General features: G+C 33.7%; 12 protein-coding genes and 1 pseudogene. All 13 read left to right on the top strand.

The annotated features are described in order from the left end of the window. The first annotated feature begins 108 nt into the window (after positions 1-108). On the top strand, positions 109-369 hold the full coding sequence (locus RWQ73_RS06675) for a GntR family transcriptional regulator (protein WP_314407521.1): 261 nt from the start codon (positions 109-111) through the stop codon (positions 367-369). Positions 370-680: 311 nt separating this feature from the next. Further along, positions 681-934: pseudogene (locus RWQ73_RS06670) on the top strand (sigma-70 family RNA polymerase sigma factor); the annotation flags it as partial. 402 nt (positions 935-1336) lie between these two features. After that, complete coding sequence (pyrR, locus tag RWQ73_RS06665) at positions 1337-1861, top strand: bifunctional pyr operon transcriptional regulator/uracil phosphoribosyltransferase PyrR (protein ID WP_314407519.1); 525 nt, start codon at positions 1337-1339, stop codon at positions 1859-1861. 194 nt (positions 1862-2055) lie between these two features. Next, the gene (locus tag RWQ73_RS06660; protein ID WP_314407517.1) at positions 2056-2937 is read left to right on the top strand and encodes an aspartate carbamoyltransferase catalytic subunit; all 882 of its coding nucleotides are present in this window, start codon (positions 2056-2058) and stop codon (positions 2935-2937) included. A 13-nt stretch (positions 2938-2950) separates the two neighbouring features. Then, on the top strand, positions 2951-4231 hold the full coding sequence (locus tag RWQ73_RS06655) for a dihydroorotase (protein ID WP_314407515.1): 1281 nt from the start codon (positions 2951-2953) through the stop codon (positions 4229-4231). A gap of 31 nt (positions 4232-4262) precedes the next feature. Next, positions 4263-5351, top strand: coding sequence for a glutamine-hydrolyzing carbamoyl-phosphate synthase small subunit (gene carA / locus RWQ73_RS06650; RefSeq protein ID WP_314407513.1), 1089 nt, complete (start codon positions 4263-4265; stop codon positions 5349-5351). Positions 5352-5402: 51 nt separating this feature from the next. After that, positions 5403-8579 (top strand): carbamoyl-phosphate synthase large subunit, encoded by a 3177-nt coding sequence (carB, locus tag RWQ73_RS06645; RefSeq protein ID WP_314407511.1) that lies wholly within the window; start codon positions 5403-5405, stop codon positions 8577-8579. Positions 8580-8639: 60 nt separating this feature from the next. Next, the gene (locus RWQ73_RS06640; RefSeq protein ID WP_314407510.1) at positions 8640-9404 is read left to right on the top strand and encodes a dihydroorotate dehydrogenase electron transfer subunit; all 765 of its coding nucleotides are present in this window, start codon (positions 8640-8642) and stop codon (positions 9402-9404) included. A 9-nt stretch (positions 9405-9413) separates the two neighbouring features. Then, positions 9414-10328 carry a dihydroorotate dehydrogenase gene (locus RWQ73_RS06635; protein WP_314407508.1) on the top strand — a complete coding sequence of 305 codons (915 nt, stop codon included), beginning with the start codon at positions 9414-9416 and terminating at the stop codon, positions 10326-10328. Positions 10329-10342: 14 nt separating this feature from the next. Then, positions 10343-11041, top strand: a complete 699-nt coding sequence (gene pyrF, locus RWQ73_RS06630; protein ID WP_314407506.1) for an orotidine-5'-phosphate decarboxylase — start codon at positions 10343-10345, stop codon at positions 11039-11041. 30 nt (positions 11042-11071) lie between these two features. Beyond that, positions 11072-11686, top strand: coding sequence for an orotate phosphoribosyltransferase (gene pyrE / locus RWQ73_RS06625; protein WP_314407504.1), 615 nt, complete (start codon positions 11072-11074; stop codon positions 11684-11686). A gap of 154 nt (positions 11687-11840) precedes the next feature. Then, a complete protein-coding gene (locus RWQ73_RS06620) occupies positions 11841-12074 on the top strand; it encodes a DUF1858 domain-containing protein (protein ID WP_003144696.1) in 234 nt (77 codons plus the stop codon). Beyond that, the coding region (locus tag RWQ73_RS06615) for a DUF438 domain-containing protein (protein WP_314407502.1) at positions 12074-12752 on the top strand (679 nt) is incomplete at its 3' end. The genes RWQ73_RS06620 and RWQ73_RS06615, both read left to right, overlap by 1 nt.

Below are 12752 nucleotides of genomic sequence, written 5' to 3'. Positions count from 1 at the left end.
ACGAGGAAGGAAAAATAAAAAGGTTAAGTGAATATGTATCCATATTTACAAATAGCATCTGTTATAAGAGCAACTGTTTTAAGAGGTAAGTATGTACCGGGGCAATAGATGCTGCCTATAAGGACTTTAGCAGATAGGGAAGAATGTAATCCTGCAACCGTCCCAAAAGCATTAAAAGTTCTTGAGAAACAGGGGGTGATTGTTAGTCGTGGAAGTAAAGGTTTTTTTGTTATTGAAAGTGAGAAGAAAATAATTGAGTTAAGAAATCAGAATTTTAACAGGCTAACAAAAATATTGTTTGAAAAACTATATGTCTTAGGATTTTCGGATTCTGAGATTATCAAACTATTTGATAGAATAGAAACTTAAAAAATGAATAAAAATCAATTATGTGTGAAGAAGATAAAGATACTGACTATTTAGATTATTGATAAAATGGAGGAAACGAATATGGAAGAATCTAAACATCTAGTGTTAGAAATACCAAAGAAAAAAAACATTTCTCTTTTATATAATCTCTATAGTAGGTTATTGTTTCAGATGCAAACTGAAATACGCAAGTGTAGCTAAAGAAGTATTCTTATTCTTCCGTTTTTTTAGAGGACTTCGTATACCTAAGTGTAGAAGTCCTCCTTTTTTGCCTGAAAAACAGTCGGTCAAAAGAAACGGAGGACTTCAAAATGAAAAAAGAATATTATCTATATGTAGGTGGACAAAAAGTCAAAGTCAGTGAGGATATATACAAAGTCTACTGGCGGGAAAGAGAATATGAAAAGTATTTAGAACAGGTGGACAGGAAAAATCACTTGCTCTTTTTTCGTACTTGAACCAGGATGGACATTTTGCAGATAATATCATTGATGAAAGTGTTGATGTCGAAAAGATTGTGGAAACACAGATGATGATTGAAACCTTTAGAAATGCTATATCACAGGATACCACACCATCAACTAATTTCACAAAGTATTAAGATAGAATCAAGGATTTCTTTAAACACAATATAAAGAGAATTTAAAATAACGTAATAAAGTTAGATAAATATCTTTCCATGATTATTTAGTCTCAATTTAAGTTCCAGTTAAAAAAATAGTTTCAACTTAAATTCCAGTTTTTTATTTGAAATGGAATTTACTTTTGGAATTAACAGAGATGCTTGTTATCTCCAATAATCCATTATACATTTGACAAATCTTCTATTATGGTATATAATATTGATAATTTGAATAACACATCTTTAATGTGATCCAGAGAGGTCAGCAAAGATTTATTAATTGGAAAATCAAGTTTATTTATGCTGTCCTGCTCAATAGAGTAGGCTATTTTTTTGAGGTGAAGTATGAAAAAACGAATTCTTTTCGACGAAACAATGATTTCTAGAATGATTACTAGAATTGCGAATGAAATTATCGAACAAAATAAATTAGATGATATAGTTTTAGTAGGTATTCAAACTAGAGGGATTCATATCGCCAAAAGATTAAAACAAAAAATAAAAGAAATTGAAAATACTAATATTCCAGTAGAAACACTTGATATAAAATTTTATCGTGATGATTTAGAAAAAATAAGTGAAGAACCTGAAATAAAAGTTCCACGTTTTAAACTTGATTTGACAAACAAAGTTGTAATTATTGTAGATGATGTTCTTTATACAGGAAGAACGGTAAGAGCGGCGATAGATGCCATAATGGATGCAAGTCGTCCAAAAGCAATTCGTCTTGCTATTCTTGTAGATAGAGGACATAGAGAACTGCCTATTAGAGCAGATCATATTGGAAAAAATATTCCTACTTCAAGAAAAGAAAATGTAAAAGTTCATTTAAATGAAGTAGATGATGTTGAAGAAATATTATTAATTTAAATATAAAATCTTTTTAAGGTAGTCCAGAGAGGCTAACAAGGGATTGAATTTAAAGTTTATACTTTATTTGAGTATAGCTATATTTAAGTATAACTATACCCAGATAATAACTTGAATTTAATAGTTGATGAACAGTCATACCTTGTAGCCAAATGGATACAAGGTATTTTTTTATACAAAATGGAGGAAGTGCTATGAGAAATATAGTAAAAATGTCGGATTTAACAAACGAAGAAGTTTATCAACTGATAGAAAGAGCTTTAGAGTTGAAAAATGGTAAGCAGGTAGAACCAAGAGAAGACTTATATGTAGCAAACTTATTTTTTGAAAACTCAACTAGAACGAAACATAGTTTTGAGGTAGCTGAACATAAACACAGATTGAATGTAATTAATTTTGAAGTAGCAACTTCATCGGTAAATAAAGGGGAAACTTTATACGATACTTGTAAAACATTAGAAATGTTAGGTTGTAACATGTTGGTTATTAGACACGGGCAAGATGCTTACTACAATGAATTGACTAACTTGAATATTCCGATTTTAAGTGGAGGAGATGGTAGTGGAGAACACCCGAGTCAATGTTTACTTGACTTAATGACGATGTACGAGAAGTTTGGAACGTTCGAAAATCTTAATGTAATCATCGCAGGGGATATTAAAAATTCTCGTGTGGCAAGAAGTAATTACAACATGCTTACAAGATTAGGAGCAAGAGTAAGATTTGTTTGTCCAGATATTTTTAAGGACGAGACGCTTGGAGAAGTAGTAGACTTCGATAAGGTAGTTGAAGAAGTTGATGTTTGTATGTTGTTAAGAGTTCAACATGAAAGACATGACTCTAAAATGGGACTAAGTAAAGATGAATATCACAATAACTTCGGATTAACTAAAGAACGCTATGAGAGATTAAAAGATTCTGCAATAGTGATGCATCCAGCACCTGTGAATAGAGATATGGAAATAGCATCGGAACTAGTTGAAGCACCTAAATCGGTAATTTTTGAACAGATGAAAAACGGAATGTTTATGAGACAGGCAATGATAGAAAAAATAATTAAAGATAATAATTTATAAAGAGGAGAAGCATATGTTACTTTTAAAAAACGGTAAAATTTTAGAAAATGGTGTATTAGTAGAAAGAGATATTTTGGTTGAAGATAAGAAAATCGTAAAAATCTCTGAAAACATTGAAGAAAACGGAGCTAAGGTATTAGACCTAGAAGGGAAATTCGTTTCACCAGGATTTATAGATGTTCACGTACACTGGAGAGAACCAGGATTTGAATACAAAGAAAATATTTATCATGCTTCAAGAGCAGCGGCACGTGGTGGATTCACTACAGCAATGCCAATGCCGAACTTAAATCCAGTACCAGACTGCTATGAGAATTTAAAATTACAATTAGACATTATCGAGCGTGATTCAGTAATTAGAGCGATTCCTTTTGGAGCTATAACAAAAGGGGAAGAAGGAAAAGAATATGCTGATTTTGAAGAATTAGCTGAGCATGTCTTCGCCTTCAGTGATGATGGTAGAGGAGTACAAGATGCGAATATGATGTATGAATCAATGATGGTTGCTGCTAAATTAAATAAAGCAATCGTAGCTCACTGTGAAGATAACTCATTAATCCGCGGAGGATGTATGCACTGTGGACGTAGAAGTCGTGAATTAGATTTACCAGGTATTCCTTCAGTATGTGAGAGTGTTCAGATTGCACGTGATGTTCTTTTAGCTGAAGCAGCAGGATGTCACTACCATGTTTGTCACGTATCTACTAAAGAATCAGTGAGGGTAGTAAGAGAGGCGAAGGCAGCAGGAATCAAAGTAACTTGTGAAGTGTGTCCTCACCACCTTATTAGTGATGAAATGGATATCCCAGAAGATAACGGAATGTGGAAGATGAATCCACCGCTAAGAGCGCGTGAAGATAGAAATGCTCTTATTGCAGGTCTATTAGATGGAACAATAGATGTAATAGCAACAGACCACGCACCACATGCTACTCACGAAAAAGATTTATCAATGAGAAAAGCTGCATTTGGAATTGTAGGAAGTGAAACAGCATTTAGCCAACTTTATACGAAGTTTGTAAAAACTGGAGTATTCTCACTAGACTTACTAGTTAAACTAATGACTGAAAAAGTTGCAGATACTTTCGACTTACCATATGGACGTTTAGAAGAAGGTGGGTTCGCGGACCTAGTAGTAATCGACTTAGAAAAATCACTGAAAATTGATCCGGAAAAATTCTTGTCAAAAGGTAGAAACACACCGTATGTTGGAGAAGAAATTTATGGAATACCAGTATTAACATTATGTGAAGGTCAAGTTGCATACAAAGATAGTGAAGTATTTGAAGTTTAAAAAATAAAAAACTTAGAAAGAGAGAACAAAGATGTACAGTTACGATAGACAATTAATTTTAGAAGATGGAACAGTATATAAAGGATATGGATTTGGCGCTAACAGAGCATTAGCGGGAGAAGTAGTATTTAACACAGGTATGACGGGATATCAAGAAACACTTTCAGATCCATCATACAATGGACAAATAGTAACATTTACTTATCCATTAATCGGAAACTACGGAATCAACAGAGATGACTTTGAAACAATTAATCCTAGTATTAAAGGACTTATCGTTAGGGAAGTTTGTAAAAAACCTTCTAACTTCAGAACGGAATACAGTTTAGATGAAGTATTAAAAGAACTTAATATACCTGGAATTTCAGGGATTGATACACGTAGTTTAACAAGAAAAATAAGAGAACACGGTACGATCAAAGGGATAATCACTGACCTTTGCATGGATCCAGAAGAGCAATTAGAAAATCTTAGAAAAACTGATTTACCAACGAACCAAATTGAACAAGTTTCAACTCAGAAAGCTTTCTTATCTTCAGGAAATGGATATAGAGTAGTACTAGTAGACTTCGGTATGAAATCAGGAATACTTAGAGAATTAAATGAACGTAATTGTGATATCGTTGTAGTTCCTCATAATGTAACTGCTGCGGAAATCTTCAGACTTAATCCGGATGGAATCATGTTAAGTAATGGACCTGGAGACCCAGAAGATGTACCAGAAACAATCGAGATGCTTAAAGAAGTTATGCCGAAAATTCCAGTTTTTGGAATTTGTATGGGGCACCAACTTATCGCATTAGCATCAGGAGCAAAAACTTATAAACTTAAATTTGGTCACCGTGGGGCTAACCACCCAGTTAAAAACTTAATAACTGGAAAAGTAGATATTACTTCACAAAACCATGGTTTCAGTGTAGATATCGACTCACTAAAAGATACAGATTTAGAGCTTACACACCTATCAGTAAATGATAAAACATGTGAAGGGGTACGACACAAAAAATATCCAGTATTTTCAGTACAATATCACCCAGAAGCATCACCAGGACCGCACGATCCTAACTACTTATTCGATCAATTTATAGATAATATGAGAGAATTCAAAGAAAATAAATAGGAATTAACCTGAAAACTATCAAGTATCAATGCAAAACTAAGGAGAATAAAAATGCCAAAACGTAATGATATAAAAACAATATTAGTAATAGGATCTGGACCAATTACAATAGGTCAAGCAGCTGAGTTTGACTATGCAGGAACTCAAGCGTGTCTATCTTTAAGAGAAGAAGGGTATGAAGTTATCTTAGTTAACTCTAACCCAGCGACAATAATGACTGACAAAGAAATTGCAGATAAGGTTTATATGGAACCGTTAACTCTTGAGTTTGTAAGTAAAATTATAAGAAAAGAAAGACCTGATGCATTACTTCCAACATTAGGAGGACAAGTGGGGTTAAACCTTGCAGTCGAGTTACACAAAAGTGGAATTTTAGATAAATACGGAGTTGAATTACTAGGAACGAAATTAAGTTCAATCGAACAAGCAGAGGATAGAGAATTATTCCGTAACCTAATGAATGAACTAAACGAACCAGTTCCAGAATCAGCAATTATTACAAATTTAGACGAAGCTAGAGATTTCGTTGCTGAAATAGGTTATCCTGTAATTGTTCGTCCTGCCTTTACGATGGGAGGAACAGGTGGTGGTATCTGTTACGATGAGAAAGATTTAGAAGAAATTGTAAGTAGTGGATTACACTATTCACCAGTTACTCAATGTTTATTAGAAAAATCTATCGCAGGATTTAAAGAAATTGAATACGAAGTAATGCGTGACTCTAATGATACAGCGATTGTTGTATGTAACATGGAAAACATTGACCCTGTTGGAATTCACACGGGAGATTCAGTAGTAGTAGCACCTTCTCAAACATTAACAGATAGAGAGTACCACATGCTACGTAATGTATCATTAAAAATTATTAGAGCTTTAAAAATTGAAGGAGGATGTAACGTACAACTTGCACTTGATCCAAATTCATTCAAATACTATATTATCGAGGTTAACCCAAGGGTATCACGTTCATCAGCCTTAGCATCAAAAGCAACAGGATATCCAATCGCGAAAATCGCAGCGAAAATTGCTGTAGGATTAACTCTTGATGAAATAATAAACCCAGTTACACAAAACTCATATGCTTGTTTCGAACCAACGCTTGACTATGTAGTAAGTAAAATTCCACGTTTCCCATTTGATAAATTTGAAAATGCGGATAGAAAATTAGGAACACAAATGAAAGCTACTGGTGAAGTAATGGCGATGGGTAGAACTTATGAAGAAAGTTTATTAAAAGCTATCCGTTCACTAGAATATGGAGTGCACCACCTTGGATTACCTAATGGAGATGACTTCACATTAGAAGAAATTATTGACAAGATTAAACAAGCTGGAGATGAAAGATTATTCTTCATCGGAGAAGCGTTAAGACGTGGACAAAGCACAAAAGATATTCACGATATTACAAAAATTGACATGTTCTTCTTAGAGAAAATGCAAAATATCATTGATATTGAGCATGAATTAAAAGACAATGTTGGAAATGTAGATTTACTAGAATATGCTAAAAAATATGGATTCTCTGATAAGGTAATTGCACACAGATGGGGAGTGACAGAAGATGATATTTACAACCTTCGTCAAGAAAACAAAATAACTCCAGTATTCAAAATGGTAGATACATGTGCAGCTGAGTTCGTCTCAGAAACGCCTTACTTCTACTCAAGTTATGAACAAGAGCAAGAATCAATCGTTAGCGATAAGAAAAAAATTGTTGTACTAGGATCTGGTCCTATCCGAATCGGACAAGGGGTAGAGTTCGACTACGCAACAGTACACGCGGTAATGGCAATTAAAGATGCAGGTTATGAAGCAATCATCGTTAACAACAACCCAGAAACAGTTTCTACAGATTTTACAATCTCTGATAAACTCTACTTCGAGCCATTAACTGAAGAAGATGTAATGGCGATAATTAATCATGAAAATCCACTAGGAGTTGTAGTTCAATTCGGTGGGCAAACAGCGATTAACCTAGCGGCTAAATTAGAAAAACACGGCGTGAAAATTCTAGGTACTGCTTTAGAAGAAATCGATAACGCAGAAGATAGAGATAAATTTGAAGAATTATTACACAAACTAGATATTCCACAACCACTTGGAAAAACAGCATTTGATGTAGAAACAGCGGTTAAGAATGCAGAAGAAATTGGATACCCTGTATTAGTAAGACCATCATATGTACTTGGTGGACGAGCTATGGAAATAGTTTATGAAGAAGCTGAATTACGTCGTTATATGAAAACAGCAGTAAAACTCACACCAGAACACCCAGTACTAACTGATAGATATTTAGTTGGTCGTGAGATAGAAGTAGATGCTATTAGTGATGGTGAAACAGTAATTATTCCAGGTATTATGGAACATATCGAAAGAGCAGGGGTTCACTCAGGGGACTCTATAGCAGTATATCCACCTCAAACACTGACAGAAGGTGAAAAAGCTAAGTTAATAGAATATACAATTAAATTAGCAAAAGGATTAAACATCGTTGGATTATTAAATATTCAATATGTAATCAGTAAAGGTGAAGTATTTGTACTAGAAGTTAACCCACGAAGCTCAAGAACCGTACCATTCTTAAGTAAAATCACAGGAGTTCCAATGGCGAAACTTGCTGCTGGAGCTATCATTGGAGAAACACTAAAATCTAAAGGATATGAAACTGGATTGTTACCAGAAGCACAGAATGTTTACACTAAAGTACCGGTATTTAGTTTCCAAAAACTAAAAGATGTTGATACTACTCTTGGACCTGAGATGAAATCAACTGGAGAAGTAATGGGTAGTGATAGAACTCTAGAAAAATCACTTTATAAAGGACTTCTTGCAGCAGGAATCAAAGTAAGTGATCAAGGAAATATCTTATTCACAATTAGTGATGATGATAAAGAAGAAGCATTAAATATAGCAAAACGATTCTTCGGTTTAGGATACAACCTATTAGCTACAGAAGGAACAGCTAAGTACCTAGATGAAAATGGATTAAGAGTTACGCCAGTAGGAAAAATTAATCAAAGTGATTATAGTGTACTAGACGCTATATATAATGGAGATGTGGATGTTGTAGTTAACACTACTTCAAAAGATAAAGATGTAACAAAAGACGGATTCAAGATTCGTCGTGTAGCGAGTGAACAAGAGGTTGTATGTTTAACATCATTAGATACAGCAGATGCGCTACTAAAAGTACTAGAATCAATCTCATTTGATATATTACCACTATAAAATAAAAAATGAAGAAGAAGGGGAAATTTTTTCCCTTCTTCATTACAGAAGGAGCATTGAATGGATACTTATTTAGCAACAGTAATCAGTAATGAACAAGTAGCAGATAAAATATTTAGAATCGAACTGCAAGGTGATGTAGTTAAAGAAATGAATACACCAGGACAATTTGTAAATATTAAAGTAAGCAACAGCTATGAGTTTTTATTAAGAAGACCTATTTCAATTTGTGAAATTAATAAAGAAAAAAATACATTTGTGATGGTCTACAGAGCAGATGGAGCAGGTACTAAGAGAATATCTGAATTAGAAACAGGTAATTTAGTAGATGTATTAGGACCATTAGGAAAAGGATATGATGTTTATACACTAGAAAAAGGGCAAACTGCATTGCTAGTAGGTGGAGGAATTGGAGTTCCACCGTTATATGAACTGGCAAAGCAATTTAGAAAACAAGGGGTAAACACAGTACATATTTTAGGTTTTAATAATGTGAAAGATGTGTTTTATGAAGAAAAATTTGCGGAGCTTGGTACAACTTATGTTGCTACGGTTGATGGAAGTTATGGAGAAAAAGGTTTTGTTACTGATGTTATAAAAAATTATGAAGTTGACTATGATAAGTATTATAGTTGTGGTCCATTTGCTATGTTAAAAGCATTAACTAAGATGGATGAAGAAAAGATGGGATATATTTCTCTAGAAGAGAGAATGGCTTGTGGAGTTGGTGCATGTTACGCATGTGTTTGTGAAAAAATTGATGGTTCTATCTCACGTGTTTGTTACGATGGACCTGTATATGATTCGAAAGAAATAGCATTATAGGAGGAATTTATGAGCGAAAGATTACGAGTAAAATTACCGGGATTAGATTTAAAAAATCCTGTAATGCCAGCATCAGGATGTTTTGCATTCGGTTTAGAATATGCTAACTTTTATGATCTAAGTAGACTTGGAGCAATCATGATTAAAGCAGCCACAAAAGAACCACGTTTTGGAAATCCTACACCACGTGTCGCTGAAACTTCTAGTGGGATGTTGAATGCAATAGGTCTACAAAATCCTGGAGTTCACGAAATATTAGAAACTAAATTAAAAGAATTAGAAAAATATGATGTTCCTATTATTGCTAATGTGGCAGGAAGTGAAATAGATGATTATGTATATGTAGCAGAACATATAAGTAAAGCACCCAATGTTCATGCATTAGAGTTAAATATATCTTGTCCTAATGTTAAACATGGAGGAATTCAGTTCGGAACAGATCCAGAAACAGCAAAAAATTTAACTAGAAAAGTAAAAGAGGTATCTAGTGTACCTGTTTATGTAAAACTTTCACCTAATGTTACTGATATCGTAGCTATGGCTAAAGCTGTTGAAGAAGGTGGGGCTGATGGTATTACAATGATAAATACATTAGTAGGTGTAAGGTTAGATAAAAAGACTGGAAAACCAATTATTGCGAATGTAACTGGTGGATTATCAGGACCTGCGGTGAAACCTGTAGCTATAAGAATGGTTTATCAAGTGAGCCAAGCTGTAAATATTCCTATTATAGGAATGGGAGGAATTATGGATGAGTGGGATGTTATTGATTTTATCTCTGCTGGAGCGAGTGCGGTAGCAGTAGGTACAGCAAATTTTACGGATCCGTATGCTTGCCCAAAAATTATTGATAAGTTAGAAGCGGCACTTGATGAACTAGGAGTAGGACATATACTAGAACTTCGTGGTCGTGCATATAAATAAAAAGGAGAAATATTATGAATAAAGATGTAATAATAGCGTTAGACTTTCCAACTTTGGAAGATACTTTAAATTTTTTAGAAAAATTTGGTGAAGAAAAATTATTTGTAAAAGTAGGGATGGAATTATACCTACAAAATGGACCTGTTGTTATTGAAAAAATTAAAGAATTGGGGCATAAGATATTCTTAGATCTTAAACTACATGATATTCCTAATACAGTTTATGGTGCGACAAAAGGATTAGCAAAATTCAAAGTTGATATTCTTACTGTACATGCTGCAGGTGGCTATGAAATGCTAAAAGCAGCAAAACGAGGAATGGTTGAAGGTGGTAGTGTAGATACTAATGTAATAGCAATAACACAATTAACTTCAACTTCAGAAGAGGCGATGAAAGAAGAGCAACTAATTGCTGTATCTCTAGAAGAGAGTGTAATAAATTATGCTAAACTAGCTAAAAGAGCAGGACTCGATGGAGTAGTTTCATCAGTTTGGGAAGCAAGATTAATTAGAGAAAACTGTGGGGATGACTTCTTAAAAGTAACTCCAGGAATAAGATTAGAAACAGATGAAGTAGGAGATCAAAAACGTGTAGCAACCCCAACTGTTGCTAATGAAGAAGGAAGTACACACATCGTGGTTGGACGTTCTATAACTAAATCAGAAAATCCACTTGAAGTTTATAAACTAATAAAAAGTCAATTCGTAAAATAAAAATATACAGATAACATAAAGGAGAAGAACATGACATTAGAAAGAAAAATTGCAAAACACTTATTAGATATTGAAGCAGTGGCATTAAGACCAAATGATTATTTCACTTGGACATCTGGAATTAAATCACCAATTTACTGTGATAACAGAATTACAATGTCTTATCCAGCGATTCGTCGTGAAATAGCTGCAGGAATGAGCGAAGTAATTAAAGCTAAATTCCCAGAAGTAGAAGTAGTTGCTGGTACAGCGACAGCAGGTATTCCACACGCTGCGTGGATAAGTGAAGTTCTTGATTTACCTATGATTTACGTTAGAGATTCAGCTAAAAAACATGGGAAAACAAATCAAATCGAAGGTAGATTACTAGAAGGACAAAAAGTTGTTATTATTGAAGACTTAATCTCAACTGGATTATCTTCATTAAAAGTAGCTAAAGCATTAGAAGAAGCTGGAGCAGTAGTCTTAGGAGTTGTGGCGATATTTAGTTATGAACTTAAGAAAGCACAAGATGCTTTTGCAGCAGATAAGGTAGAGTATCATACATTAACTAACTATAACTACTTAATCGAAGAAGCGGTAGCAAGTGATTATATCAAACAAAAAGATGTAGAAAAACTTCTTGAGTGGAGAAATAATTTATAGGAAATTTTCCAATAAAATTTATTTTAAAATTATAGGTGTAGCATAGATAGATCTAAGTTGCACCTTTTTACTATTTTATTTTTAATTTGATAGCGATTATCAGTGGGTTATGGTATAATTATAGTATTAATATAAAGCAGTGAGGGAATTAGAAATGGATAATATTATAGATGTGAGTATACCAGTTGCACAAGTTGTTGACAAACATCCAGAAGTGTTGGATATTTTAGTAGATTTAGGTTTTAAGCCTTTGGCTAATCCAATTATGAGAAATACTGTAGGGAGAAAGACTTCACTTAGAATGGGTTCGAAGTTGGCAGGGATTAAACTTGAAACAATTATTGCTACATTAGAAGCTAATGGATATGAAGTAGTAGGATTAGACTAATGGCTACTAAGAGAATTGAAGTTTTACGGGATATATTAATACGACTTCATAATGGGGAACCTGCAGAATCAGTACAGGCGGAGTTTGATGAGCATTTTTCTGGAGTATCTGCGATTGAGATATCTTTAATGGAGCATGAGCTTATAAATTCAGATTCTGGAGTGACTTTTGAAGATGTAATGAAGTTATGTAATGTACATGCTAATTTGTTTAAAGGTGCTATAAAAAATGTAGAAGTTGAAGATAGTGAGCATCCAGGACATCCAGTTCAAGTGTTTAAACAGGAGAATCTAGCTTTAAGAGCTGCAATTATTCGAGTTCGTCGAATTTTAGATAATTATGCTAAATTAGATGAAGGTGAAACTAAAGAAGCTGTTTTAAAAGGATTGCTTCGTCAGTTGCAATTATTAGGGCAATTTGATATTCATTATAAACGCAAAGAAGAACTTATGTTTCCTGTAATGGAGAGATATGGACATGATGCACCACCTAAGGTTATGTGGGGGGTTGATGATGAAATAAGAGATTTGTTTAAACTAGCAAAAGAAGAAGCGCAAAAACTACCAAATGCAGAGATAGCTGCCGTTAAAGAAAAGTTTGAAGTTTTTGTTAAAGAATTTGAAGAAATGATCTTTAAAGAAGAGTCGATTCTTCTGATGATATTATTAGAAACATTTA

This window comes from uncultured Gemella sp. (assembly GCF_963525875.1).
GTDB lineage: Bacteria > Bacillota > Bacilli > Staphylococcales > Gemellaceae > Gemella.
Note: the sequence above shows the minus strand (reverse complement) of the source record. Positions and strands in the feature narration are given on the sequence as shown.